Below are 24,337 nucleotides of genomic sequence, written 5' to 3' on the forward strand. Positions count from 1 at the left end.
CATCTGCCGGGCGAGATCACGATGGGCGCGGACTGCGGCCCGGCCGGCGATCCGCGGCCGCTTCTGCTCGTGGACGACAGCCCGGCGCAGCGGAAGGCTCTCGGCGCCTCGTTGCGGCGGCACGGCTACCGGGTGACGGAGGCGGGATCGGGCGAGGAGGCGCTGGAGCTGTGCCGGCGGGAGCGGTTCGACATCGTGCTGTCGGACTGGATGATGCCGGGAATGTCGGGGATCGAGTTTTGCGCCGCCTTCCGGGCCCTCCCGCGCGAGGGCTATGGCTATTTCATCCTGCTGACCTCCAAAAGCGAGAAGGGAGAGGTGGCACGGGGGATCGACGCCGGGGCGGACGACTTCCTCGCCAAGCCGGTGGAGCCGCAGGAGCTTTACGCCCGCATCGCGGCGGGCGAGCGGATCCTGCGGATGGAGCGGGCGCTGAGCGAGAAGAACCGCCTGATCGGCGCGACCCTGGCAGAGATGCAGACGCTGCACGCCGCGCTGGACCGGGATCTGGCCGAGGCGCGGAAGCTGCAGCAGTCCCTGGTGCGCTGCCGGCATCGGGCGTTCGGGCCGGGCTCCGTCTCGCTTCTGCTGCGGCAGAGCGGGCATGTGGGCGGCGATCTCGTGGGGTTCTTCCCTGTGCCCGGCGGGCGGGTGGCGCTTTTCGCGATCGATGTCTCGGGCCACGGCGTGGCCTCGGCGATCATGACGGCGCGGCTGGCGGGGGTGCTTTCCGGCGGCGCGCCGGAGCAGAACATCGCCCTGGCAGGCGCAGGCGGCGCGGCCCGGCCGCCGGAGGAGGTCGCCGCGGCCCTGAACCGGCTGGTCCTGTCGGAGATCCGGACGGACCAGTATCTGACCCTGCTTTATGCTGAAGTAGAGCCTGAAACAGGCCGTGTGGCCCTGGTGCAGGCGGGCCATCCGCATCCGGCGGTGCAGCGCGCCGACGGGCGGGTGGAGTTCGTCGGGCAGGGAGGGCTTCCGGTCGGGCTGCTGCCGGGCGCGCGCTATGACCGGGTCGAGCTTCGCCTGGCGCCGGGCGAAAGGCTTTTGCTGATGTCGGACGGCATCACCGAAGCCGAGGGCGCGGCCGGTGGGCAGTATGGCGAGGCCGGCGTGGCCTCTACCCTGCATGCCCATGCCGGGACCCGGGGCATGGCGGCGCTGGACGCGCTGGTGACGGATCTGATCGGCTTCACCGGGGGCGGGGACTTCACCGACGATGTCTCCGCAGTGCTGTTCGAGATGGGGCCCGGCTAGATCGCCAGGGCCGGCGCGCGCTCGAAGGCCGGACCCACGCCGTAGGGGCGGATCTCGATCCCGTCGCGCAGAAGGAACAGTGCCTCGAGCCCGCGCTCGCGCGCCAGAGCGGGGCCGGTATCCTCGCCCGAGACCATCAGCACGGTGGCCCAGGCGTCCGCCTCCATGCAGGAGGAATGGAGCACGCTGACGGATGCGACGCGGTTGCGCGCCGGCCCGCCGAGCCGAGGGTCCATCACATGCGAAAGCTTGGCGCGGCCGACCGTCACCCAATGGCGGTAATCGCCAGAGGTGGCCACCGCCCGATCGGCCAGGGGAAGGACGCCGAGGGGCTCGCGCCGCTCGTGATCCGGCCGCTCGACCGCGACGGCCCAGGGGGTACCGTCGGGGCGGCGCCCGCGGGCCGAAAGCTCTCCGTCGATCGACACGAGCACGTCGGAAAAGCCCTGCGCCACCATCACCTGCATCATCTCGTCCACCGCGAAACCCTTCGCGATGGCGCAGAGGTCGAGCGCCTCGGGGGCCTGGCGGCGAACGCGGCGGTTGGCGGCGTCAAGCTCCACGAACTCGTGCGCGGCCCGGCGGCGGCGGCCGATCTGCGCGGTAATGAGGCCGGCATCGGGCACCGATCCCCGCGGGCCGAACCCCCAGGCGGAGACGAGATCGCCCACGCCGATGTCGAAAAGCCCGTTCGACTGCGCCCCGATCCGCAGTGCCGCCCGCAGAACGCGGGTCAGCTCCTCCGGGATCGTCTGCCAGATGCCGACTGCGGCGCGGTTCAGACGCGTTACATCCGAATCGGGCTTCCAGGGCGACATCTGCGCATCGACCCGGTCGACCGCCGCCTGCAGAGCCGCTTCGACGGGGCGCAGGTCCATCCCCGCCGGCCCAAGGAAGATGGCGGACCAGCGGGTGCCCATGGTCGCGCCGTTCAGGGTGTGGCGGACCTCAGTAGACATCTTCGACATACCGCCCCTCCGCCTTCAGCGCCACGGCCGAGAGGCCCATCGGCGCGAGGGCCGCATCCAGCGCCTCCATCACGCCCGCGGCCATCTCCGCCCCGCCGCAGACCATGATCTGCGCGCCCTTCTGGATCATCCGGCTCAGGTGATGGGCGTCCTCCATGATCCGGTCCTGAACGTAGGCGCGGTCCTGGATGCGGGAGAAGGCGGTGGTGAGGGACGTCAGCCGCCGTTCGCCCAGCCAGCGGTCCAGTTCCGGCGCGTAGAGGAAGTCCGACCGCGGATCTCTTCCGCCGAAATAGAGATGAATCGCGCGGCCCCGGGCATTGTTGCGGATGAAGCCGGCGAGCGGCCCGATGCCGGTTCCCGCGCCGATCATGATCACCGGGCGGCGGCCACGCGCGGGGCGGAAATCGGGGTTGGGCTTCACGAAAGCCTCGACCATCTCCCCCGGCATCAGCGAGTGCAGGAAGCCGGAGCATTCCCCGCCGGGGTGTTTCCTCACGCAGATCTCCAGGAAGCCGTCGCGGCTGGAGGAGGCCAGCGAGTAGAACCGCGGCACCACGCTGTCCGGCGGCAGGATGCCGAGAAGATCGCCGGCGCTGGCGCGGGGCAGACCGGCACGGCCGGAAAGGCGCTGCAACAGAGTTGCCGGAACCTCGGGCACGGCGAAACGAAGGATCGCCGTCGGGGCCTGGACCTCATGGCCGTAGTCGATCCGCTCGACCAGCTGCAGCGCCGTGCTTGCCGGGCGCACGGGCTGGTGGTTCAGCTCCAGCCCATGACCGAGGGCTTCGCCCACCGCGCGGCCCCAACGGGCGAATTCCTGCGGCGACTGCCGGTCGATCGCCTCGTAGGGCAGCATGGCGTGCCAGCGCCGCGCGTCCAGTGCCTCGGCCACGTCATGGCCGAACTTGGCGAACTGGGGAAACTGGCGGTCTCCGAAGCCGAGCAGCGCGACGGGCACTCCGGGCGAATGGCGCATCCGCTCCAGCCGCGACAGAAAGCTGCGGGCAGAGGAGGGGGCGTCGCCGTTGCCATGTGTCGAGGTCATGATGAACATCCGCTCCGCATGGGGATAGCGGCGTGCCAGCGTGTTCATCGAGCCGGTGTGACAGCGGTAGCCCTGCTCCGTCAGCGCGTCGTGAAGCGTGCGGGCGAATCCCCATGTGGCGTTGCCTTCGGAGCCGACGAGGATGATCGTATCGGCGGAATGGGACGTGTGGTTGTGCCGGAACCGCGGCCGCGACCGGCGGCGGCGCCACCAGACCAGCGCCCCGGTGATCGAGAGGAACGGCGCGCAGAGGGCCGCGAGGCCGAGGAGAAGGCCGAGCGACCAGAAGCCCTCGCCCGTGTGGAGCATGTAGATCGCCTCGTAGATCCGGCGGGCGGCATCATCCGGCGTCCAGTTCAGCATCTGGCCTTGGGCCTGGTCGACATAACCCTGGCCGGTGCCGGTGCTGACGGTGAAGACATCGCTCGGATCGGTCGGGTAGGTCAGGGTGCGGAGCTGGCTGACCTTTATCCCGCGCAGGGCCGGCATCGCGGTAATCGGCATCGGATGGCCCGCGGGCACGTTGTTCGGGAAGGGCGCCGTCTGGGCGAGGCCGTTGGGGATCAGGTCGAAATTCGTCAGCGAGATGTAGATCCCGGTCATGGCCGAGAAGAGCAGCCCGACCAGCGCGAAGCGGGCGAGCGTGATGTGAAGGCGCTGGAACACGCTGCCCCGGGCACGGCCGAGGATCCGCTGCCAGCCGCCCATCCGCCGCGCCAGCAGCACCGCGCCGCTGATGCAAAGCGTGATGAGCGCCAGCGCCGTCAGGGCGGAGGCGAGCCGCCCCGCCGTGCCCATCAGCAGAGAGCGGTGGAAGGCGTAGAGCCAGCGGTAGACCGGCGAGGGGTTGTAGGGCCCGAGGACCTTTCCGGTATTCGGGTCGATCCGGTCGCTGCCCATTCCGCTGTTGTTGGAATAGTCGGCGATGATGGAGCCGGAGGGATTGCGGGTCAGCTGGCTCACCCCGGGCACGGCCTGCGCGACGTTCGCGGCAAGCGTCGCCACGCTCATCTGCGCCGCAGGTGCGGCGGGTGCTGTGAGGCTGTCATAAGCCGGAACCACGGAAAGCATCGCCCCGGAGATGGCGATTGCGGCGATCAGGACCGCGGCGAGGAGGCCGGGCAGCTGGTGGAGAGAGCGAAGCATTGGACCGCCTCACATCCGGTAGTAGAATTCGCGGACGTAGCCATGCGTATGAACAAGGCGGCCGGAATTCTTGGTGGTGAGGGGGATGCGCACATCCTCGCGTGCGGGCCGGCCATAGGCCTTGGAATCGACCGCGATGGAATAGCCGGCGTTGATCAACGCGTCGGAGATATGGGTGTGGACGGTCAGCGTCTGCCCGGAACCGACAGAGGCGCCGGTGACCCCGTCCACCCCGCGCCAGTTGCCGTGGTTGGCGCGGTCCCAGGCGGAAAGCTCGTGATAGATCCAGTGGTGCCGGCCGGCCATCCAGATGGTCTTTTCGTATTTGTTGCCGGGCCCGAGGAGGTAGAGCACGACATAGGCGCCGCTCCAGCCGCCGAAACGGTTCAACTTGGTGACGATGGTAAGGGCCCGTGCCTCCGCCCGATAAGGCAACGTAAGCGCCGCGGCGATCACCGCGGCGAGGACGGTATTCTTCATTCTTCTGACTCCTGCCGACGTTTCTGTCTGCTCTTCTGAGGGCACTTTGCCGGCTGGATGCTGACAGCCCGCTTACGGATGGCAGCATTTCGCTGCACTGCAGCTTCGCGTCTGCGTGAGAATCCGCGGTCGAAAAGGGGACTCCAAACAAGAACAAAACAGGAATATCCTGCCCACCCATCCCCGCTGCCACCCTGAGTCGCATGGCCTTTGTCGAACTTTCCGCCACCTCCAACTTCACCTTCCTCACCGGTGGGTCGCATCCGGAGGAGATGATCCGCCGCGCTGCAGCGCTGGGGCTGACGGGCCTCGCCGTGGCGGACGAGAACTCCGTCGCCGGCATTGTCCGTGCCCATGGCGAGGCGCGGGAAATCGCGCGGCTGGCGGCGGCGGAGCCGGGGGCCGTCCCCGCCGTGCCGCGGCTGATCCCGGCGGCGCGGATCGTGCTGGTGGACGGGTTCGCGGCCACCGCCCTGCCGCGCGACCGGGCGGGTTGGGGGCGGCTCTGCCGGCTCATCACCAAGGGCCGGAGGGCGGCGGAAAAGGGTCTGTGCAGGCTCGAATTCCAGGATCTTCTGGACTGGGGCGAGGGGGTGGAGCTGCTGCTTCATCCGCCCGCCCCTCCGGCCCGGACGCGCGCGCCCGGGGGCCCGGCGCTGACGGGCGGCGCGGACGCGTGGCTGTCACAGGCGCGGGCGCTGGCGCGCCGCTTCCCCGGGCAGGTCTCTCTCCTGATGGCGCCGGAATATGACGGGCAGGATGCCGCCCGCTTCGACCGCCTTGCCGCCCTGGCCGCGCGGCTCGGGCTGCCCGCCGTCGCCTCCGCCCGGCCACTGATGCATCACGGCGCGCGCCGGCGGCTGACCGATGTGCTCACCGCGATCCGCACTTCCACCCGGGTCGACGCGCTGGGGCGGGCGGCGCTGGCCAATGCCGAACGCCGCCTGCGCTCGGAGGCAGAGATGCTGCGCCTCTTCGCCGGGCACGAGGCCGCCGTGCACTGGACCGGAGAGATCGCGGCGCGACTCACCTTCTCGCTCGACGAGCTGCGCTACGAATACCCCTCCGAGGTGATGGAGGGCGAAGCCCCGCGCGCGCGGCTCGCCCGGCTGGCGCAGGCCGGGCTGGAGCGCCGCTACCCTTCGGGCATCCCGGTGCGGGTGCAGAAGATGCTCGACCACGAGCTCGCGCTGATCGGCAAGCTGAAATACGAGCCCTACTTCCTGACCGTCCACGACGTCGTCACCTTCGCCCGCTCGCGCGATATCCTGTGCCAGGGCCGCGGCTCGGCGGCGAATTCCGTCTGCTGCTTCGCGCTGGGCATCACCGAGGTCTCGCCCGAGGTCGGCACCATGGTCTTCGAGCGCTTCGTCAGCGAGGCGCGCGACGAACCGCCGGATATCGACGTCGACTTCGAACACGAGCGGCGCGAGGAGGTGATCCAGCACATCTACGAACGCTATGGCCGCCACCGCGCCGGGCTCTGCGCCACGGTGATCCATTATCGCGGCAAGCGCGCGGTGCGCGAGGTCGGCCGCGCAATGGGCCTGTCCGAGGATATCGTCGCGGCGATGTCGAGCCAGATCTGGGGCTGGGGCAGCGGCGCCCTGCCGGAGGCGCGGATGCGGGAGCTTGGGCTCGACCCCGAGGAGCCGCGGCTGAAGCTGACGATGGAGCTGGTCGAGGAGATTCAGGGCTTCCCCCGGCATCTCTCGCAGCATGTCGGCGGCTTCATCATGACCGAGGGGCGGCTGGACGAGCTGGTGCCGATCGAGAACGCGACGATGGAGGACCGCACCGTCATCTGCTGGGACAAGGACGATATCGACGCGCTGGGCATCCTGAAGGTCGACGTACTGGCGCTGGGAATGCTGACCTGCATCCGCAAGGCCTTCGGGCTGATCGAGACGCATCACGAGACGCGCTACAGCCTCGCCACCCTGCCGGCGGAGGATCCGGCGGTCTACGACATGCTTTGCGAGGCCGATTCGCTCGGCGTCTTCCAGGTGGAGAGCCGGGCACAGATGAACTTCCTGCCCCGGATGCGGCCGCGCAGCTTCTACGACCTCGTCATCCAGGTCGCGATCATCCGCCCGGGGCCGATCCAGGGCGACATGGTGCATCCCTTCATCCGCCGCCGGAACGGTGAGGAGCGGGTAAGCTTTCCCTCCGATGCGCTGGGCAAGGTGCTGGGAAAGACCCTCGGTGTGCCGCTGTTTCAGGAACAGGCGATGCAGATCGCCATCATCGGCGCGGGCTTCTCGCCGGAGGAGGCCGACCGCCTGCGCCGGGCGCTGGCCACCTTCAAGCGCCACGGCAATGTCACCGAGTTCCGCGACCGCTTCATGGCCGGGATGCGGGCCAATGGCTATGACGACGAATTCTCCGCCCGCTGCTTCAGCCAGATCGAGGGCTTCGGCAGCTACGGTTTCCCGGAAAGCCACGCGGCGAGCTTTGCGCTTCTGGTCTATGCCTCAGCCTGGCTGAAACGGCACCATCCCGGCATCTTCGCCTGCGCACTGCTGAATTCGCAGCCGATGGGCTTCTACGCCCCGGCGCAGATCGTGCGCGACGCCCGGGCGCATGGGGTGGAGGTGCGGCCGGTCTGCGTGAACCTCAGCGACTGGGACAACCGGATGGAGCGCACCGCGGCCGGGCTGGCGCTGCGCCTCGGCCTGCGCCAGGTGCGGGCGCTGCGCGAGGGCGAGGCCCGCCGCCTGATCGCCGCCCGCGGCAACGGCTATCGCGTGGTCGAGGATCTCTGGCGCCGGGCGGGGCTTGCTTCCGGCACGATCGCGGCCCTGGCCGAGGCGGATGCCTTCGCGGCGCTGGGCCTGAACCGGCGCATGGCGCTCTGGCAGGCCCGCGCGCTGCCGGATGCGAACCCCCTGCCGCTTTTCGCCGCCGATCTCGACGGCGAGGCGATCGTGGAGCCGGAGGTGACACTGGCGGAGATGACCGCGGGCGAGGAGATCGTGGAGGATTACGCCGCGCTGGCGCTGACCCTGCGCCGCCATCCGCTGGCGCTGCTGCGCGGCCTTCTGACCACGCCGGAGCGCGAGACGGCGTGAGCGGCGGGCGGGGGCGCCCTGCCTCAGGGCACGCTGATGAATTCGTCGCGGTGATAGCCCTGCAGGTAAAGCAGCGCGGTCAGGTCGCCGTGGTTCACCCGCAGCCGGCATTCGGCGGCGACACGCGGCTTGGCGTGAAGCGCCACGCCCGCGCCGGCCTGCTGCAGCATGCCGAGGTCGTTGGCACCGTCACCGACGGCCAGCGCCTCCTCCTCCGGGATGCCGAGGCGGGCGGTGATCTCGGCCAGCGCCTCCACCTTCGCGGCGCGCCCGAGGATCGGCTCCGCCACGGCGCCGCTCAGCTTGCCGTCGTCCACCAGCAGCGTGTTGGCGCGATTCTCGTCGAAGCCGAGATAGGCCGCGACAGGCTCTGAAAACGCGGTGAAGCCGCCGGAGACGAGCACCGCGTAGCCGGCATTGGCCTTCATCGTGGCGACCAGCTTGCGCCCGCCGGAGGTGAAGCTGATGCGTTCCGAGATCACCTTCAGGATCACCCCGGCGTCGAGACCCTTCAGAAGCGCCACCCGCTCGCGCAGGGCGCCTTCGAAATCCAGCTCGCCGTTCATCGCGCGGGCGGTGATGGCGGCGACATGGGCGCCGACGCCCGCCTCGGCGGCCAGCTCGTCGATGCATTCCTGGCCGATCATGGTCGAATCCATGTCGGCGATCAGCAACCGCTTGCGTCGCCCCTCCGCGGGCTGCAGGGCGAGGTCCAGACCCTGGGCCTGCAGCGCCTCCCACCGGGCCCAGAGATCCGCGGGCTCCGTCTCGACGGCGAATTCAGCGGCCACGCCGGGGTCGAGCCACAGCACCTCGCCGCCCGCCCAGTTGGCGCGCAGCGCCTCGACCGTCTCTGCGGACAGATCGGCGCGGGCCGGGCTGGCCATCAGGGTCGCGATGAACATGGAAGCCTCCCCTGAGTTTCCGATAGTGGAGCGCTGCGTCGGTTTCGGCCCCTGAAGCGGCGCAATATCGCAACTTTCCGGCTTGCGCCAGTGCCCGGCCGGATCTATCCCCAGCGGCGGGACACCCCTCCCCAACGAGGGGCGCATATCTGTGAGGATACCATGACGACCACGCCCGCTCCGGCCGCTCGGCCGGCCAATCCGCGCTTCTCATCCGGGCCCTGCGCGAAAATCCCCGGCTATTCGCTCGACATGCTGGCAGAGGCCGCGCTGGGCCGTTCGCACCGCGCCGCCGTCGGCAAGACCAAGCTGAAAGAGGCGATCGAGACGACGCGCGAAATCCTCGGCGTTCCCGCCGACTACCGCATCGGCATCGTGCCCGCCTCCGACACCGGCGCCGTGGAAATGGCGCTCTGGTCCATGCTTGGCGCGCGCAAGGCCACCATGCTGGCCTGGGAAAGCTTCGGCGCCGGCTGGGTGACCGACGTGGTCAAGCAGCTGAAGATCGAGGCCGAGGTGAAGACCGCCGACTATGGCGAGATCGTCGACCTCGCCACGGTGGATTTCGAAACCGACGTCGTCTTCACCTGGAACGGCACGACCTCGGGCGTGCGCGTCCCGAACGGAGATGCGATTCCGGCGGACCGCGCGGGCCTGACGATCTGCGACGCGACCTCGGCCGCCTTCGCGATGGACCTGCCCTGGGACAAGCTCGATGTGGTCACCTTCTCCTGGCAGAAGGTGCTCGGCGGCGAGGCGGCGCACGGCATGCTGATCCTGTCTCCGCGGGCCGTGGAACGGCTGGAAACCTACACGCCGGCCTGGCCGCTGCCGAAGATCTTCCGCCTGACCAAGGGCGGCAAGCTGATCGAGGGCGTCTTCGTCGGCGAGACGATCAACACGCCTTCCATGCTGGCGGTGGAGGATTACCTGGTTTCGCTGAACTGGGCGAAGTCCGTCGGCGGGCTGAAGGGCCTGGTCGACCGGGCCACGGCCAATGCGGCGGCGGTGCAGGCCTTCGTCGACGCCAAGCCCTGGATCGAGAACCTGGCGGTGGATCCGGCGACGGCCTCGACCACCTCGGTCTGTCTCAAGTTCACCGATCCGCGCATCACCGATGGCGCCGCCTTCGCCAAGGCCGTCGCCAAGCGGCTGGAGCGCGAGGGCGTGGCGCTGGATGTCGGCGCCTATCGCGACGCGCCGCCGGGCCTTCGGATCTGGTGCGGCTCGACGGTGGAAACCGCCGATGTCGCGGCGCTGATGCCCTGGATCGAATGGGCCTTCGAGGCCGAGATCGCGGCGCTCGCCGAAGCCGCCTGAGGCACCCGGGGCCCTCGCGCCCCCGATTCTCATACACATAGGGTGCGCATTCATTGCGCACCTCCCCCTCATATCCGTAGAGGAGCGCCAGCATGGCCCCCAAGGTTCTCGTCTCCGACAAGCTGTCGGAAACCGCCGTTCAGATCTTCCGTGACCGTGGCATCGAGGTCGACTTCGAACCCGCCCTCGGCAAGGACAAGGAAAAGCTCGCCGAGGTGATCGGCAAATACGACGGGCTCGCCATCCGCTCGGCCACCAAGGTGACCGAGAAGATCCTCGAGAAGGCGACCAATCTGAAGGTGATCGGCCGCGCCGGGATCGGCGTCGACAACGTGGACATTCCGGCCGCGTCCAAGAAGGGCGTGATCGTGATGAACACGCCCTTCGGCAACTCCATCACCACGGCCGAACATGCCATCGCGATGATGTTCGCCGTCGCCCGCCAGATCCCCGAGGCCAATGCCTCCACCCAGGCCGGGAAGTGGGAAAAGAGCCGCTTCATGGGCGTCGAGCTCTTCAACAAGACCCTCGGCGTGATCGGCGCGGGCAACATCGGCTCCATCGTCTGCGACCGCGCGATAGGCCTGCAGATGAAGGTGGTGGCCTATGACCCGTTCCTGACCGAAGAGCGCGCCAAGCAGATCGGCGTCCACAAGGTCGAGCTGGACGAGCTTCTGGCCAAGGCCGATTTCATCACGCTGCACGTGCCGCTGACCGACAAGACCCGCAACATTCTGTCGAAGGCGAACCTCGCCAAGACGAAGAAGGGCGTACGGATCATCAACTGCGCCCGCGGCGGCCTGATCGACGAGGAGGCGCTGGCCGAGGCGCTGAAGTCCGGCCATGTCGCCGGTGCCGCGCTCGACGTCTTCGCGGTGGAGCCGGCGAACGAGAACCTGCTCTTCGGCCTGCCGAACGTCGTCTGCACGCCGCATCTCGGCGCCTCGACCACCGAGGCGCAGGAGAACGTGGCCCTGCAGGTGGCCGAGCAGATGTCGGATTACCTGCTGACCGGCGCGGTGGAAAACGCCCTGAACATGCCCAACGTCACGGCGGAAGAGGCCGCGGTCATGGGGCCCTGGATCAAGCTGGCCGACCATCTGGGCGCCTTCATCGGTCAGATGACGGACGAGCCGATCAAGGCGATCAACATCCTTTATGACGGCGCGGTCGCGAAGATGAACCTGCCAGCGCTGAACCAGTCGGTGATCGCCGGGGTGATGAAGGCCAGCAACCCGGACGTGAACCTCGTCTCGGCCCCGGTCGTGGCGAAGGAGCGGGGCATCCAGGTTTCGACCACCCAGCAGGACAAGTCGGGCGCCTTCGATGCCTATATCAAGGTCACCATGGTCACCGACAAGCGCGAGCGTTCGGTGGCGGGCACCTGCTTCTCCGATGGCAAGCCGCGGTTCATCCAGATCAAGGGCATCAACATCGACGCCGAGGTGGGCGAGCACATGCTCTACACCACCAACGAGGACGTGCCCGGCATCATCGGCCTTCTGGGCATGACGATGGGCAAGAACGGGGTCAATATCGCGAACTTCACCCTGGGCCGGTCCGGCGTCGGTTCGGAGGCGATCGCGCTTCTCTACCTCGACCAGGCGATCGACCCGAAGGTGGTCGAGGTGCTCGAAGGCTCGGGCATGTTCCAGCAGGTCCGGCCGCTGCAGTTCGAGGTGAACTGATCCGGGCGCCGGCGCGCGGGGGGCTTGCCCTCCCGGCGCACCGGTGTCGGGACATCTGCGGATAGCAGAGCGTGCAGGACGCGCGCCGCGGGAGGCCCACCTCGCGGCGCGTACCCATGTGTAACGCTGGCCTGGGGGGCTGGCTGGGATTGCCTCAGGCGAAGGCAGGCACGGCGCGCAGAATGCCGGTCTCGAACCCGCGCCAGTTGGTCTGCACCGCGTTCAGCCGCTTGCGCGTCGCCGGGTGATCGGGGTCGAGTGCGCCGGCGCGCACCAGCAGCGCACAGATCGCGGCTTCCGAGGCGCGGGTGGTGCCGTCCTCTATCTTCAGCGCGATGCCAAGACCCTGTTCCGGCAGGATCGCGGCAAAGACGGCCTCCGCCCCGGTCTTGATCGCGACGCGGCCGTCCATGGCCCGCATCAGTTCGGTGCAGGCGCGGCCCTCGCCCGCGACCATCTCCGGATACCGGGTCATGGCGCGGGTCAGGCGGGCCATCGCCCTCTGGCGCGCATCGCCTTCGTCCCGGGCGGCGGCGAAGCGGGCCAGCGCCCGCGCGAATCCGGTAAGCGAGGTCATGAAGTTCGGCGCCGAGCAGCCGTCGATCCCGAACCCGGGAGAGGTCTCGCCCGTCACCTCCTCGAAGGCGTCCTTCACGGCGATCTGCACCGGGTGGTCAAGCTCCACGTATTCCGGCCCGGCCTTCAGGTGCCTGGTCAGCGTCAGGAACCCGGCGTGCTTGCCCGAGCAGTTGTTGTGAATCTGGCAGGGCTTCGTGTCCGAGCAGGTGAGCGCCTTCGCCGCCTCCGCGTCCTGCGGCATGTGCGATCCGCAGCGCAGGTCGGGCTCGCCCAGGCCGAGGTCCTTGAGCCAGGCGCTGACGGCATCGGTATGGATCTTCGCGCCATTGTGGCTGGCGCAGGCCAGTGCCAGCTGCGCCTCGGTCAGGCCCGCGGCATCGGCGGCGCCGGATTCGAGAAGCGGCAGCGCCTGCATCATCTTGCAGGAGGAGCGCGGGAAGATCAGCGCCTGAGGATCGCCCCAGGCCTCCACGACCTGCCCGGTGGCGTCGCATATCACCGCATGGCCGCGATGCAGGCTCTCCAGCCGCCCGCCGCGCCACAGTTCCACCATCGGGACCGGTTCAGCCATATTCCGCCTCTCGCGCCTGTGTACGGTCTGATCACTGCAATTTTTGCCCGCGGGGGTTCCAAAATTCGTGCCCCATAGGCTATGTCTCTCCTATCGAGTTGGACCCGGCCCCGCCACAGGAAAAGCTGCAGGTCGAATGCGCTGGGACGCCCGGGGACAAGAGGCAAGACAGCGGAGGCTGCAATAACCATGACGGGATCGAGGATACGCGGAGCGCTTTGCGCGGGGGCCATAGCCTTGGCCGGAACCGCGACGGCAACGGGCGCCTGGGCGCAATCCGCCAATGAATCCACCAATCGCATCGCGGTGAAATCGGATTGGAGCGTGTTCGCCGAGAACAATCCGAAGGAATGCTGGGGCGTCTCGAGCCCGAAAAGCAGCCTGAACACCAAGGGCGGCCGGAAGGTGAATGTGAACCGGGGCGACATCCTTCTGTTCGTCACCTTCCGCCCGAACGGTTCGGCCGATGGCGAGATCTCCTTCACCGGCGGTTATCCGTTCGATTCCAAGGCCGGCGGCACGATGTCGGTCGACGGGCACACCTACAACCTCTTCACGGAGGGGCAATGGGCCTGGCCGAAGACGCCGGCCGACGCCTCCGGGCTGATGGCGGCACTGAAGAAGGGATCGGAGGCGAAGATCACCGCGCATTCGACGCGGGGAACGCAGACGGTCGATACCTTCTCGCTGATGGGCTTCACCGCGGCGATGGACGCGGCCAAGGCCCGCTGCAACGGCAAGTAGGGTCGGGCAAGCCCGCCACGCTTCGCGTCCCGCGGCCCCGGCCTGCGGGGCGTTTCATTTGATCGGGCGAAACGAATCCTATATGTGAGGCGCTTCGCAAACGGAGAGAGCGATGAGCCCGGCCACCGCCCCCATCACGCAGGACGTCGCCACGATCCCGCGCAAGCTGCCCGAAAGCGGGCGGACGAACCTCGTCGGCCTGACGCGGGACGGGCTGCGCGAGGCGCTGATCGCCGCCGGTACGCCGGAAAAGCAGGCCAAGATGCGCGTGGGCCAGATCTGGCAGTGGATCTACCACTGGGGCGTGCGCGACTTCGCCGAGATGACCAACCTCGCCAAGGACTACCGCGCGATGCTCGCCGAACGGTTCGAGATCGCGCTGCCAGAACTCGTCACCCGGCAGGTCAGCGAGGACGGCACCCGCAAATACCTGATCCGCATCGCCGGCGGGCACGAGGTCGAGACGGTCTACATCCCCGAGGAGGGGCGCGGCACGCTCTGCATTTCCTCCCAGGTCGGCTGCACGCTGACCTGTTCCTTCTGCCACACGGGCACGCAGAAGCTGGTACGCAACCTGACGGCGGGCGAGATCGTCGGCCAGCTCATGCTGGCCCGCGACGACCTTGGCGAATGGCCCCAGCCGGGCCTGCCGAAGGACGAGACGCGGCTGGTCTCGAACGTCGTCCTGATGGGCATGGGCGAGCCGCTTTACAATTTCGAGAACGTGCGCGACGCGATGCGCGTGGTGATGGACGGCGAGGGGCTTTCGCTCTCGCGCCGCCGCATCACGCTGTCCACCTCCGGCGTGGTGCCGGAAATCGCGCGGGCGGCAGAGGAAATCGGCTGCCTGCTGGCGGTCTCGTTCCACGCCACGACCGATGAGGTTCGCGACCGGCTGGTGCCGATCAACAAGCGCTGGAACATCGAGACGCTGCTGAACGCGCTCCGCGACTACCCGCGGCTGTCGAATTCGGAACGCATCACCTTCGAATACGTGATGCTGAAGGGCGTGAACGACAGCGACGCCGACGCGCGCCGGCTGGTGAAGCTGATCGCCGGCATCCCGGCCAAGATCAACCTGATCCCGTTCAACGAATGGCCCGGCGCGCCCTATGAGCGCTCCGACTGGGAGCGGATCGAGGCCTTCGCCGACATCATCTACAAGGCCGGCTATGCCTCGCCCATCCGCACCCCGCGGGGCGAGGATATCATGGCCGCCTGCGGCCAGCTGAAATCGGCGACCGAACGGGCGCGGAAAAGCCGGGCCGAGATCGCGGCGGACGCCGGGCTCTGAAGCCGCCGCCTCGTTATATTCGGACGGAACGTAGGCTCAGCGCGCCGCGTAGGCGGTAAGCGACACCCGGTGGCCGGACCCCAGGTTCAGACCTTTGACCTGGCCCTTCACAACCGGGGTCAGGCCGAGCCCTTTCGCCGCTGACAGAAACGCCCCGGGATCCGCGACGACGCCCAGCGTGCAGGGATCCTTCGCCATTGCCTGCGCCACGCCCTCGGGCGTCGTGGCCTCCTCCGTCGACGGGGCGAGGAAGACCAGCGAGGGCTCGTCATATCCATCGGTCACGATCGGCCGGGCCGGGCAGGCGGGGCTCGGCGCGGCCAGCGCCACGATCGCGGGGGAGGGCCAGAGGCCGGGAATGGCGGCAGCGGCGGACAGAAGCCCGCCCGCGAAGCCCGCGCCCATCAGCCAGAGGCCGATCAGCGCCGCCGTGCCCATCCCGGCGCGGAGCGCGGGCCAGGCGAGTGCGGCCCCAAGCGCCAGCGCGGCGAGGCCGAGCAGGGCGGGCAGGAACGGCAGGTGGCCGAGGCTCACGCCATACCCCGCCGCGGCCAGAAGGACGATCACGGGGATCGCCATCAGCACCACCGTGACGATCTTCTGCCAGCGCCGCAGCCCGGCCTCCATCACCCGCGGCCAGGCCAGCGCGGCGGCGAGCGCGAGGCCCGGATAAAGCGGCAGCACGTAATGCATCAGCTTCGTCGGGCTCGCCTCGAACACGATCCAGGCGGGAATGACCCAGGCGGCGGCGAAGATCGTCCCCGCGCTGGCCCGCCCGCGCCAGATCGCGGGCAGCGACAGCGCCAGCGGCACCGAGGCGGGGAAGAACGTCAACCAGAGCATCGCAAGGTAGCTGCCCGGCGGTGCGCCGTGGCTCTCCTGCGCCGAGATCACCTTGCCAAGCAGGTCATGGTCCAGCGCGGCGGTCCAGAACGCGCCGCCAGAGCGCAGCGTGATCGCCACGAACCACGGCACAGTGACGATGAGGAAGCCCAGAAAGCCGGGCAGGGGCCTCAGCGCGCGAAGCCAGCCTGCCCGCCGGTGCAGCAGCGCCAGCGCCGCGACGGTCAGCCCGACCACCATCGGCCCGACGGGCCCCTTCAGCAGCACGGAGGCGGCGAGCGCGCCCCAGAAAAGGACCAGCGCCGGGGTTGGAAGGGCCGTCTCGTCCCGCGCGAAGCCCACGGCGCGCGACCTTGCATAAAGCCCGGCCAGCACCGTCTGGGCCGCCAAGATCGCGGCCAGAAGGCTCGCGTCCGTCGTCGCCAGATGCGCCTCGGCCAGCAGCAGGAAGGCCCCGGCCATCATCAGCCCGGCGGTGCGGCCAGCGGCGAAGCCGCCGAAAATCGACCCTATCCTGGCCGAAAGCAGCACCGAAAGCAGCACCGCCAGCAGCGAGGGCAGGCGGTAATGCCAGATCACCCGGTCCCCGGCCTTGCCGATCGCGGCAACGGTCGCGGCCTGCAGCCAGTAGATGCCGATGGGCTTCTTGTAGCGCGTGCCGGACTGAAAGCGGATGTCGACCAGATTGCCCGTCTCCGCCATCTGCTTCGAGGCCTGGGCGAAGCGCGGCTCGTCCCGGTCGACCGGGGGCAGGCCCGTGAAGGCCGGCAGCGCCGCCCCGAGGGCGAGCACGACCAGCAAGGCCGCCATCACCGCCCGCGGCAGTCGCGGCACCCAGCGCTCGATCCCGGCGGCAAGGCGTTCCATCGCGCGGCCCCGCTTCAGAGGCCGGAGTCGATGACGGCGAGCGCCTCATCGACCGTTTCGACGAAGGAAAGAAGCCCGAGGTCGGCCTCGGCGATCACCCCCGCTTCGACCAGCGCAGGGAAGTTGACGATGCGCTTCCAGTAGGCGGCGCCGAAGATCACGATCGGCACCCGCTTCATCCGTCCCGTCTGGATCAGGGTGATCGCCTCGAACATCTCGTCGAGCGTGCCGAATCCGCCCGGGAAAACCGCGATCGCCCGGGCGCGCATCAGGAAATGCATCTTCCGGACTGCGAAATAGTGGAAGTTGAAGCAGAGCTCCGGCGTCACGTACTGGTTCGGGCGCTGCTCGTGCGGCAACACGATGTTGAACCCGATCGTGTCGCTGCCGGCATCGGCCGCACCGCGGTTCCCGGCCTCCATGATCCCCGGGCCGCCGCCCGTGGCGATCACGTAGTCGCGCCCGCCGGAGGCGATCGAGCGCTCGGCGATGGCGCGCGCGAATTCCCGCGCGATGCCATAGTAATCCGCCAGCGCCGCCAGCCCGGGCGAGGGGGCGCTGTCGCGCTTCCGCGGCTCCGGGATCCGGGCGCTGCCGAAGATCACCACGGTCGAGTCGATCCCCCGCTCCGTCAGGTCGATCTCCGCTTTCGAGAGCTCCAGCTGCAGCCGCACGCCGCGCATCTCGTCGCGCAGCAGGAAATCGGTATCGGCATAGGCCAGCCGGTAGGTCGGGGAGCGGCCCTGCGGCGTATCCGGCAGCCCGCGGGCGTGGCGCATGTCCTCTCCGGCGTCGCGGAACTGGCTGATGCGGGGATCGCTGGTCATGCTCGGCACTCCCTGTCGAAGCCGGCGCGGATTGCGCGGGGGGCCTGCCTCGTCTATAGCCTCGGGCCCAGTGACGCCAGTGCTTCACCTGCCCTCAACCAGACCGACGCGAGGCCCCCATGTCGAACGCCGCCCTTGAGACCGCCATCGAAGCCGCCTGGGAGGCGCGCGACACGATCACACCGGCCACCAAAGGCGAGGCGCGCGACGCCATCGCCGCGACGCTGGAAGCGCTCGATTCCGGCAAGCTCCGGGTCGCGGAGCGGCAGGCGAACGGCGACTGGCACGTCAACCAGTGGGCCAAGAAGGCGGTGCTTCTCGGCTTCCGCCTGAAGGACATGGCCCAGCAGTCCGGCGGCCCGCAGGGCGGCAGCTGGTGGGACAAGGTGGATTCGAAATTTTCCGGCTGGGGCGACGAGCACTGGAAGGCCGCGGGCTTCCGCGCCGTGCCGAACTGCATCGTCCGCCGCTCGGCCTATATCGCGCCGGGCGTGGTGCTGATGCCCTCCTTCGTGAACCTCGGCGCCTATGTCGACGAGGGCACGATGGTCGACACCTGGGCCACCGTCGGTTCCTGCGCGCAGATCGGCAAGAACGTCCACCTCTCCGGCGGTGTCGGCATCGGCGGGGTGCTGGAGCCGATGCAGGCCGGCCCCACCATCATCGAGGACAACTGCTTCATCGGTGCCCGCTCGGAAGTCGTCGAGGGCTGCATCGTGCGCGAAGGATCCGTCCTCGGCATGGGCGTCTTCATCGGCAAGTCGACGAAGATCGTCGACCGCGAGACCGGCGAGGTCATGTATGGCGAGGTGCCGGCCGGCTCCGTCGTCGTCTCCGGCTCGATGCCGTCGAAGGGGGGCGTGAACCTCTACTGCGCGGTAATCGTAAAGAAGGTGGACGCACAGACCCGCTCCAAGACCTCGATCAACGAGCTTCTGCGGGACTGACATGAGCGACGCGCCGGAAAAGCCCAAGCGGCCCCAGCAGGTCTTCACCCTTCTGGTGGAGGTCGGCCGCTGCAAGGGTGACGGGCTGCCGGAGAAGGCGACCGGCGCGGGGCTGCTCTGCTACGCGACCGGCGTCGACGAGGCAGAGGCCGTGCGCGAGACGGTGGCGCTGCTGAAGGCCGCCGAGATGGCGCCGCTCGACGTCACCGGCTACGGCACCCTCGCCGAGCGGCAGGAGCAGGGCGAGGAGATCAGCGCCGAGGAGGAGGAGCTGATGGACCGCGCACTGGCCGAGAACTCGGTCGTCGTCGCCCAGGTCACCCCGTTCTACGACTGATCCCGCACGGTAGGGTGCGCATTCATTGCGCACCTTTCCCCGCGCGTGTCTAAAGGCTCTCCCGCAGCCAATCCGGCGCCAAATCGACCCTGTCGCAGCCCGAAAACCGCGCCAGCCGGTCCAGCTCCACTTCCAGCCGCCGGATCCGCCCGGCGCCCATCTTCACGCCGCGTTCGGGCCAGAAGGCCCGCACGGCGAGCGCGCCGGCCTGGCGGTCGGCCTTGGCGTCGATGCGGCCGGTGATGCGGTCGCCCTCGATCACCGGGAAGACGTAGTAGCCGTATTTGCGCTTCGGCTCCGGCACGAAGACCTCGATCCGGTAGTGGAAGCCGAAAAGCCGTTCTGCCCGGTTGCGGTCGCGCAGGGCCGGGTCGAAGGGGCTGAGGATGCGCAGCCGGCCGGTGGGTTCGGCGGCGTCCTCGCCCGGAAGGCTGGGCCGCGCGAAGCTGCGCCGCCGTGCGCCGTCGGCGCCTTCGACATCGACCTCGATCAGGGCGCCGCAGGCGAGTTCCCGGGCGCACCAGCGCTTCGCCTCTTCCGGGCTGACGGTGGCGAAGAACGCGGCGATTTCACCCGAGGTGGCGAAGCCCAGCCGGTCGATCGCGGCGTTGCAGGCCCAGTCGATCGTGTGTTCCGCCTCGGGGCGGTGGGTAAGGTGCGGCTCCGGGATCACCCGCTCGGTGAGGTCATAGACCTTGCGGAACCCCTCGCGCCGCGCCACCGCCAGTGCACCGGTGCGCCAGAGGTACTCGAGCGCGGTCTTCGACGGGTGCCACTCCCACCAGCCGCCGGAACTTCTCGGCTCGTCCTCGCCTGCCTCGCCGGAGGTCACGGGACCGCCCTCGGCGACCTTGGCCAGCACCTCGTCGAGCTTGTCCAGGTAGGCCGGATCGCGCCAGGTCCTCCAGCGGTCGGCCAGCGTCTCGCGCGAGCGGTCGAAGCGCAGGCGCCAATGCGGAAAGAACTCGGTCGGGATGACCGAGGCGTCATGCGTCCAGTGCTCGAAGAGGCTGCGATGGTCCTCCAGCAGCCGGTCGAGCGTGGCGGGGCGGTAGCCCGGCATCCGCGCGCGCAGGATCATGTGATGGGCACGGGCGACGGTGTTGATGCTGTCGATCTGCACGAAGCCGAGGCGGGTGATCAGATCCAGCAGTGCCGCCGCGTCCGGCTTGCCGGGCACCACGTCGCCCAGCAGGTGCCGGTCGAGGAACAGCCGCCGGGCGCGGGCATTCTGGATCAGCGGGCGTGCGGTCATCGGCGCGCCCTGCCGGGAAAGGCACTGTTCCGGCCCAATTGTACCCTCACAACCGCTCGATCGCCAGCGCGATGCCCTGGCCGCCGCCGATGCACATGGTGATCAGCGCGCGCTTTCCGCCGGTGCGTTCCAGCTCCGCCAGTGCCTTTACCGTTATGATCGCCCCGGTCGCGCCAACCGGATGGCCAAGCGCGATGGCTCCGCCGTTCGGGTTCACCCGTGCCGGGTCCAGCCCCAGCTCGGCAGAGACGGCAAGCGCCTGGGCGGCGAAGGCCTCGTTCGATTCGATCACGTCGAAATCGCCGGCCGACAGCCCGGTGCGCGCGAAAAGCGCACGAACGGCCGGGACCGGGCCGATGCCCATCACCTCCGGCCGCACACCGGCATGGGCATAGCCGAGGATCCGGGCGCGTGGCTTCAGCCCGGCCTTCTCCGCCGCCTCGGCGCGGGCCAGAACCAGTGCCGCCGCCCCGTCGTTGATGCCGGAGGCATTGCCGGCCGTCACCGTCCCGCCCTTCTGGAAGGCCGGGCGCAGACCCGCGAGCGCCTCGGCAGAGGTCGCCTTCGGATGCTCGTCGACCTCGAAGACCACCGGCCCCTTGCGGCCCGGCACCTCCACGGGAACGATCTGCTCCTTGAACCGCCCCTCGGCGATGGCACGGGCGGCGCGGGCCTGGCTTTCCAGCGCGAAGGCATCCTGCGCCTCGCGGCTCACCTGGTGTTCGGAGGCGACGTTCTCGGCGGTGATGCCCATATGCCCGGTGCCGAAGGGGCAGTTCAGCGCGCCCAGCATCATGTCCATCGCGGTGACATCGCCCATTTTCTGGCCCCAGCGGGCGGTGGGCACGATATAGGGCGAGCGGCTCATGCTCTCCGCCCCGCCGGCCAGCGCGAAATCGGCATCGCCCAGCATCAGCGCCTGCGTGGCAGAGACGATGGCCTGGGCGCCGGAGCCGCAGAGCCGGTTCACGTTCATCGCCGGCACGCTGTCCGGCACCCCGGCCTGCATCGCGGCGACGCGGCTGAGGTACATGTCGCGCGGCTCGGTGTTGATGACGTGTCCGAAGAAGACGCTCCCGATCTGGCCGGGCTCCACGCCCGCGCGTGCCATCGCCGCCTTCGCGGCCGTGGTGCCAAGCTCGATCGGCGGAACCGAGGCGAGCGCGCCGCCGAACGTGCCAATGGCGGTGCGGGCGCCGGACAGGATGACGATATCGCTCATGGGGTCTCCGGGTTGAAATGGTCGGGATGGGCGGCGGCGACGGCCGGCAACGCCAGCAGCCGCGCCTCGATGTCCAGGCAGCGCCGCCAGGGCGCGGGGTCGATCCCCCAGCGCCTTGCGTTGTAAAGCTGCGGGACAAGGCAGATGTCGGCAAGGCTGACGCTCTCGCCATGGCAGAAACGGCCGGTGCCGGGATGGTTCAGCATCTCTTCCAGCGCCGCCATGCCGCGCGGGATGAACTTCGCCATCCAGGCCTCCGTGGTGATCGCGCCGGCAGAGGCCTCCACCGCGAACCTTGCGACGGAGGAGTTGCAGACCGGGTGAATCTCCATCGCCACGGCATAGGCGAGCGCCCTCACCCGGGCGCGGCCAGCCGGGTCCTTCGGCAGAAAGCCCGCCGCCCGGGTCTCGTCGAGATATTCGAGGATGGCGAGCGACTGGGTCAGCATCTGCCCGTCGATTTCCAGCGCCGGAACAAGCCCCTGGGGATTGCGCGCCAGATGTGCGGGCTGGCGGTTCTCGCCCGTCAGCAGGTTCACGGCGACTCGCTCATGCGCGATCCCGGCAAGGCCCAGCCCGATGCGCACCCGGTAGGCGGCGGACGAGCGCCAGTAGTCGTAAAGTATGGTCATGATCGCCTCCGCCGGCATCTGGGCACGGAAGGCCGCGGGGCGCAAGACGGGCGGGCAGTCAGGGACGCAGCGGCACGCGGCCCTCGTCGGTCAGCACGAAGACCTCGCGGCCCTCCAGCACCACCGCCGTCAGCGGCCCGCCATAGGCTGCGCGCGAATCGATGTTCACCCGGTTGCCGTAGTGGGTCGGCGCCTCGATCGCGGTGTGGCCGTGGACGACGAGGAACCCATGGTCGCGCGGATCGTCGAGGAATCCGGCGCGGATCCAGACCAGGTCGTCCTCCACCTGATCCTCCATCGGCACGCCCGGGCGGATACCGGCATGGACGAAGACCACCTCGCCCCGCCGGATCCAGGTCGGCCGGGCGCGCAGGAACGCGCGATGCGACTCGGGAACCTTGGCCAGCGCCTCGGCATGCACTGCGGCCACCGGCCGCTCGCCCGCGTTCTTCACGCCGTAGGAGGCGAGCGTCTCTGCCCCGCCAAGCCGCGGGTCGAACCAGCTCAGATCGCTCTTCAGCCCGGGGTCCTTGTAATGGGGATCGGACAGGAAGCCCTCGAGCATCCGGTCGTGGTTGCCCTTCAGAACCTCCCAGGACCGGCCCTCGGCCATTCCCGTCCGCAGGTAGTCGACTGTGCCGGCGCTGTCGGGGCCGCGGTCGACGAGGTCGCCGATATGGATCACCGGGGCCTCGGCATCGCCGGTCTCTGCCCTGTCTCGGGCGATGCGCTCATGCGCGGCCCCGAGCAGCCGGATCTGGCCGTGAATGTCGCCGATCGCATAGGTCCGCATGACTGCCTCGCCCCTTGCCGTTTCGCCTCGCCGCCCGGGCTAGGACAAAGGGGGCCGGGGGGCAACCCCGGCCGGGCGCCCGCCTAGCCGCGGAAAAGCGACGGGCGTGCGCGGCGGGCCGGGGGGGCCGCGACCAGCTCTTCCGCTTCCTCGGCGGTTCGGGCGAGTGCCAGGATTCGCCGTGCCCGGGCCGTATGCCGTGCCGGATCCTGCAGCGTCTCCTCCGCCTCCGCGGCGCGGAGCGACGCGAAGGCCGCCCTTTTGGCCTGCGCCGGCCGGTGCTGGAACAGCCCGGCGGATTTCACCGGCCGCGCGGGGGCGGCGTCCAGTTCGGCGTCCTGGCGGGAGGTCTCGGTCACCCTCATTGCGCTCTCCGGTACGGTCCCGGCCCGGTCCTGCGCCGGCGGGATGGGATCACGTGATCGCCGGAAGGTGAAAATCCTTGGACGCGATTGCAGCGCTACCAAGACGAGGCGCCGCCACTGGCGAGGAATGACCCCGCAAGCGCGCGATTGGTGCGGCGCGCGTGACAATACGGGGGTGCGATAAGACGGGGGTGCGATAAGGCCCGGGGGCGCGGCGCGCCTTCGTCCGGGCCTCAGCGATAGGTCGGGTGGAAGCGGCCGGCGGGCGAGAGCGTGAAGATCTCGCAGCCATCGGCGGTGACCCCGACCGAATGCTCGAACTGCGCGGAGAGCGACTTGTCCCGCGTCACGGCGGTCCAGTCGTCGGCGAGCACCTTCGTTTCGGGCCGGCCGAGGTTCACCATCGGCTCGATGGTGAAGAACATGCCCTCCTCCAGCACCGGCCCGGTGCCGGCGCGGCCGTAATGCAGCACGTTCGGCGGCGCGTGAAACACCCGGCCAAGGCCATGGCCGCAGAAATCGCGCACCACGGACATGCGGTTGGCCTCGACGAAGCTCTGGATGGCATGGCCGATGTCGCCGAAGGTCGCGCCGGGGCGAACGGCTTCGATCCCGCGCATCAGCGCGTCATGAGTGACCTCGATCAGCCGCTCGGACTTCCGCGACAGGGTTCCGGCCACGTACATCCGGCTGGTGTCGCCGTACCAGCCGTCCAGAATCACGGTCACGTCGATGTTCAGGATATCGCCGTTCTTCAGGATCTTCTGCCCCGGGATGCCGTGGCAGACCACATGGTTGACCGAGATGCAGGAGGCATGCTGGTAGCCCTTGTAACCGATCGTGGCCGAGGTCGCGCCCAGCTCGGTGACCCGGTTGCGGATGAAATCGTCCAGCACCTCGGTCGTCGTGCCGGGTTCCACCAGATCGGCGACCTCGTCGAGGATCTGCGCGGCCAGACGGCCAGCCGCACGCATCCCGGCGAAGTCAGCCGGTTCGTAAATCCTGATGCCGTCCCGCGTGATGCGGCCCCTCGACTCGTCCAACTCTGGTCCTTTCCGTGCCTGTTTGAGCCACTAGATAGTCAAGAGGCGCGGTTTTGGCCAGTCCTGCGCAACGCGGGCGGCGGCCCGGTCAGGCACCAGGCCCGGGGTTTGAAAGCCCCGCGCCCCGGCCCTATA

General features: G+C 69.1%; 21 protein-coding genes. 8 read left to right on the forward strand and 13 right to left on the reverse strand.

Features of this window, described 5'->3' with window-relative positions; genetic code table 11:
* Window positions 1–21 precede the first annotated feature (21 nt).
* Window positions 22–1,257: a PP2C family protein-serine/threonine phosphatase gene (locus tag EIP85_RS06535; RefSeq protein WP_127901465.1), complete on the forward strand. Its 1,236-nt coding sequence runs from the start codon at window positions 22–24 to the stop codon at window positions 1,255–1,257.
* Here the strand turns inward: EIP85_RS06535 and EIP85_RS06540 are convergent.
* Genes EIP85_RS06540 through EIP85_RS06550 form a run of 3 tightly spaced genes read right to left on the reverse strand, consistent with a single transcriptional unit; the run spans window position 1,254 to window position 4,899 of the window.
* Window positions 1,254–2,225 (reverse strand): FAD:protein FMN transferase, encoded by a 972-nt coding sequence (locus tag EIP85_RS06540; protein WP_127901358.1) that lies wholly within the window; start codon window positions 2,223–2,225, stop codon window positions 1,254–1,256. The genes EIP85_RS06535 and EIP85_RS06540 overlap by 4 nt on opposite strands.
* Window positions 2,206–4,419 carry a PepSY domain-containing protein gene (locus EIP85_RS06545; RefSeq protein WP_127901359.1) on the reverse strand — a complete coding sequence of 738 codons (2,214 nt, stop codon included), beginning with the start codon at window positions 4,417–4,419 and terminating at the stop codon, window positions 2,206–2,208. Before EIP85_RS06545 ends, EIP85_RS06540 begins: the two co-directional genes overlap by 20 nt.
* Before the next feature lie 9 nt (window positions 4,420–4,428).
* Window positions 4,429–4,899, reverse strand: a complete 471-nt coding sequence (locus EIP85_RS06550) for a DUF2271 domain-containing protein (RefSeq protein WP_127901360.1) — start codon at window positions 4,897–4,899, stop codon at window positions 4,429–4,431.
* A 203-nt stretch (window positions 4,900–5,102) separates the two neighbouring features.
* On the opposite strand from EIP85_RS06550, the gene EIP85_RS06555 reads away from it, so the two are divergent.
* A complete protein-coding gene (locus EIP85_RS06555) occupies window positions 5,103–7,970 on the forward strand; it encodes an error-prone DNA polymerase (protein ID WP_127901361.1) in 2,868 nt (955 codons plus the stop codon).
* 23 nt (window positions 7,971–7,993) lie between these two features.
* Here EIP85_RS06555 and serB read toward each other — a convergent pair whose 3' ends face one another.
* A complete protein-coding gene (gene serB / locus EIP85_RS06560; protein WP_127901362.1) occupies window positions 7,994–8,875 on the reverse strand; it encodes a phosphoserine phosphatase SerB in 882 nt (293 codons plus the stop codon).
* Window positions 8,876–9,037: 162 nt separating this feature from the next.
* Here serB and EIP85_RS06565 point away from each other — a divergent pair, with 162 nt between their 5' ends.
* Window positions 9,038–10,195: a phosphoserine transaminase gene (locus EIP85_RS06565; RefSeq protein WP_127901363.1), complete on the forward strand. Its 1,158-nt coding sequence runs from the start codon at window positions 9,038–9,040 to the stop codon at window positions 10,193–10,195.
* 92 nt (window positions 10,196–10,287) lie between these two features.
* Window positions 10,288–11,883 (forward strand): phosphoglycerate dehydrogenase, encoded by a 1,596-nt coding sequence (gene serA, locus EIP85_RS06570; RefSeq protein ID WP_127901364.1) that lies wholly within the window; start codon window positions 10,288–10,290, stop codon window positions 11,881–11,883.
* A 154-nt stretch (window positions 11,884–12,037) separates the two neighbouring features.
* Here the strand turns inward: serA and EIP85_RS06575 are convergent, their stop codons facing one another.
* Window positions 12,038–13,033 (reverse strand): asparaginase, encoded by a 996-nt coding sequence (locus EIP85_RS06575; protein WP_127901365.1) that lies wholly within the window; start codon window positions 13,031–13,033, stop codon window positions 12,038–12,040.
* Between the two features lie 189 nt (window positions 13,034–13,222).
* On the opposite strand from EIP85_RS06575, the gene EIP85_RS06580 reads away from it, so the two are divergent.
* Entirely contained in the window at window positions 13,223–13,777 is a 555-nt protein-coding gene (locus tag EIP85_RS06580; RefSeq protein WP_422067205.1) for an invasion associated locus B family protein, read from the forward strand.
* A 112-nt stretch (window positions 13,778–13,889) separates the two neighbouring features.
* Window positions 13,890–15,071 carry a dual-specificity RNA methyltransferase RlmN gene (gene rlmN / locus EIP85_RS06585; protein ID WP_127901366.1) on the forward strand — a complete coding sequence of 394 codons (1,182 nt, stop codon included), beginning with the start codon at window positions 13,890–13,892 and terminating at the stop codon, window positions 15,069–15,071.
* Between the two features lie 36 nt (window positions 15,072–15,107).
* Here the strand turns inward: rlmN and EIP85_RS06590 are convergent, their stop codons facing one another.
* Both EIP85_RS06590 and EIP85_RS06595 read right to left on the reverse strand, forming a co-directional pair.
* Window positions 15,108–16,781, reverse strand: a complete 1,674-nt coding sequence (locus tag EIP85_RS06590; protein WP_127901367.1) for an ArnT family glycosyltransferase — start codon at window positions 16,779–16,781, stop codon at window positions 15,108–15,110.
* A gap of 14 nt (window positions 16,782–16,795) precedes the next feature.
* A complete protein-coding gene (locus EIP85_RS06595; RefSeq protein ID WP_127901368.1) occupies window positions 16,796–17,608 on the reverse strand; it encodes an LOG family protein in 813 nt (270 codons plus the stop codon).
* 119 nt (window positions 17,609–17,727) lie between these two features.
* Here EIP85_RS06595 and dapD point away from each other — a divergent pair, with 119 nt between their 5' ends.
* Entirely contained in the window at window positions 17,728–18,555 is an 828-nt protein-coding gene (gene dapD / locus EIP85_RS06600) for a 2,3,4,5-tetrahydropyridine-2,6-dicarboxylate N-succinyltransferase (protein WP_127901369.1), read from the forward strand.
* A gap of 1 nt (window position 18,556) precedes the next feature.
* Entirely contained in the window at window positions 18,557–18,892 is a 336-nt protein-coding gene (locus EIP85_RS06605; RefSeq protein ID WP_127901370.1) for a hypothetical protein, read from the forward strand.
* A gap of 49 nt (window positions 18,893–18,941) precedes the next feature.
* Here the strand turns inward: EIP85_RS06605 and EIP85_RS06610 are convergent, their stop codons facing one another.
* The 6 genes from EIP85_RS06610 to map form a co-directional block, all read right to left on the reverse strand.
* Window positions 18,942–20,147, reverse strand: a complete 1,206-nt coding sequence (locus EIP85_RS06610; protein ID WP_127901371.1) for a winged helix-turn-helix domain-containing protein — start codon at window positions 20,145–20,147, stop codon at window positions 18,942–18,944.
* A 46-nt stretch (window positions 20,148–20,193) separates the two neighbouring features.
* Window positions 20,194–21,369 (reverse strand): acetyl-CoA C-acyltransferase family protein, encoded by a 1,176-nt coding sequence (locus EIP85_RS06615; protein ID WP_127901372.1) that lies wholly within the window; start codon window positions 21,367–21,369, stop codon window positions 20,194–20,196.
* On the reverse strand, window positions 21,366–22,001 hold the full coding sequence (maiA, locus tag EIP85_RS06620) for a maleylacetoacetate isomerase (protein WP_127901373.1): 636 nt from the start codon (window positions 21,999–22,001) through the stop codon (window positions 21,366–21,368). Before maiA ends, EIP85_RS06615 begins: the two co-directional genes overlap by 4 nt.
* 58 nt (window positions 22,002–22,059) lie before the next feature.
* On the reverse strand, window positions 22,060–22,794 hold the full coding sequence (locus EIP85_RS06625) for a metallophosphoesterase (RefSeq protein ID WP_127901374.1): 735 nt from the start codon (window positions 22,792–22,794) through the stop codon (window positions 22,060–22,062).
* 83 nt (window positions 22,795–22,877) lie between these two features.
* Window positions 22,878–23,159, reverse strand: a complete 282-nt coding sequence (locus tag EIP85_RS06630) for a hypothetical protein (protein WP_127901375.1) — start codon at window positions 23,157–23,159, stop codon at window positions 22,878–22,880.
* A 233-nt stretch (window positions 23,160–23,392) separates the two neighbouring features.
* On the reverse strand, window positions 23,393–24,202 hold the full coding sequence (gene map / locus EIP85_RS06635) for a type I methionyl aminopeptidase (RefSeq protein ID WP_127901376.1): 810 nt from the start codon (window positions 24,200–24,202) through the stop codon (window positions 23,393–23,395).
* Window positions 24,203–24,337: the final 135 nt, after the last annotated feature.

Source organism: Solirhodobacter olei, from assembly GCF_004010155.1.
Lineage (GTDB): Bacteria > Pseudomonadota > Alphaproteobacteria > Rhodobacterales > Rhodobacteraceae > Solirhodobacter > Solirhodobacter olei.

Excerpts from the sequence above, each read along its gene's own strand:
- EIP85_RS06535 (WP_127901465.1), top strand. The coding sequence starts at position 22 with ATGGGCGCGGACTGCGGCCCGGCCGGCGATCCGCGGCCGCTTCTGCTC.
- EIP85_RS06540 (WP_127901358.1), bottom strand. The coding sequence starts at position 2,225 with ATGTCGAAGATGTCTACTGAGGTCCGCCACACCCTGAACGGCGCGACC.
- EIP85_RS06545 (WP_127901359.1), bottom strand. The coding sequence starts at position 4,419 with ATGCTTCGCTCTCTCCACCAGCTGCCCGGCCTCCTCGCCGCGGTCCTG.
- EIP85_RS06550 (WP_127901360.1), bottom strand. The coding sequence starts at position 4,899 with ATGAAGAATACCGTCCTCGCCGCGGTGATCGCCGCGGCGCTTACGTTG.
- EIP85_RS06555 (WP_127901361.1), top strand. The coding sequence starts at position 5,103 with ATGGCCTTTGTCGAACTTTCCGCCACCTCCAACTTCACCTTCCTCACC.
- serB (WP_127901362.1), bottom strand. The coding sequence starts at position 8,875 with ATGTTCATCGCGACCCTGATGGCCAGCCCGGCCCGCGCCGATCTGTCC.
- EIP85_RS06565 (WP_127901363.1), top strand. The coding sequence starts at position 9,038 with ATGACGACCACGCCCGCTCCGGCCGCTCGGCCGGCCAATCCGCGCTTC.
- serA (WP_127901364.1), top strand. The coding sequence starts at position 10,288 with ATGGCCCCCAAGGTTCTCGTCTCCGACAAGCTGTCGGAAACCGCCGTT.
- EIP85_RS06575 (WP_127901365.1), bottom strand. The coding sequence starts at position 13,033 with ATGGCTGAACCGGTCCCGATGGTGGAACTGTGGCGCGGCGGGCGGCTG.
- EIP85_RS06580 (WP_422067205.1), top strand. The coding sequence starts at position 13,223 with ATGACGGGATCGAGGATACGCGGAGCGCTTTGCGCGGGGGCCATAGCC.
- rlmN (WP_127901366.1), top strand. The coding sequence starts at position 13,890 with ATGAGCCCGGCCACCGCCCCCATCACGCAGGACGTCGCCACGATCCCG.
- EIP85_RS06590 (WP_127901367.1), bottom strand. The coding sequence starts at position 16,781 with ATGGAACGCCTTGCCGCCGGGATCGAGCGCTGGGTGCCGCGACTGCCG.
- EIP85_RS06595 (WP_127901368.1), bottom strand. The coding sequence starts at position 17,608 with ATGACCAGCGATCCCCGCATCAGCCAGTTCCGCGACGCCGGAGAGGAC.
- dapD (WP_127901369.1), top strand. The coding sequence starts at position 17,728 with ATGTCGAACGCCGCCCTTGAGACCGCCATCGAAGCCGCCTGGGAGGCG.
- EIP85_RS06605 (WP_127901370.1), top strand. The coding sequence starts at position 18,557 with ATGAGCGACGCGCCGGAAAAGCCCAAGCGGCCCCAGCAGGTCTTCACC.
- EIP85_RS06610 (WP_127901371.1), bottom strand. The coding sequence starts at position 20,147 with ATGACCGCACGCCCGCTGATCCAGAATGCCCGCGCCCGGCGGCTGTTC.
- EIP85_RS06615 (WP_127901372.1), bottom strand. The coding sequence starts at position 21,369 with ATGAGCGATATCGTCATCCTGTCCGGCGCCCGCACCGCCATTGGCACG.
- maiA (WP_127901373.1), bottom strand. The coding sequence starts at position 22,001 with ATGACCATACTTTACGACTACTGGCGCTCGTCCGCCGCCTACCGGGTG.
- EIP85_RS06625 (WP_127901374.1), bottom strand. The coding sequence starts at position 22,794 with ATGCGGACCTATGCGATCGGCGACATTCACGGCCAGATCCGGCTGCTC.
- EIP85_RS06630 (WP_127901375.1), bottom strand. The coding sequence starts at position 23,159 with ATGAGGGTGACCGAGACCTCCCGCCAGGACGCCGAACTGGACGCCGCC.